Annotated in this window: 1 protein-coding gene; it reads left to right on the top strand. The window is 50.7% G+C overall.

The genetic code is table 11. The features are described from left to right. Positions 1-306, top strand: a 306-nt coding sequence (locus EXT47_RS23940; protein WP_165383848.1) for a hypothetical protein, incomplete at both ends; no start/stop codon positions are given.

Below are 306 nucleotides of genomic sequence, written 5' to 3' on the forward strand. Positions count from 1 at the left end.
GCGCCTTATACCATTCGATTTGCAAACGGCACAGCGCTGACTGGTAACTTAGACGACAGCGGTAAAGCAAAAATTGAGAATGCACCGCCCGGTCAATACACCGTGCAATATGGTGAGGATAAACGCGATTACCTGCCAGAAGATAATCGCCCTAAAAACCCACTGTATGGACAAATCACCCCAGCGCGAGCCGCTGAAATGGTACGCAGCGGCAATACTGCACCACTGGTAGAAGCCAATGGCATTGCAACCCAAGCAGGTGATTGGTTGTGGGGCACACTACAAGGCGACTTTAATCAAAACCCC

Origin of the sequence: Pseudoalteromonas sp. CO342X (assembly GCF_004208915.1) — a bacterium.
Taxonomy (GTDB): Bacteria; Pseudomonadota; Gammaproteobacteria; order Enterobacterales; family Alteromonadaceae; genus Pseudoalteromonas; species Pseudoalteromonas maricaloris.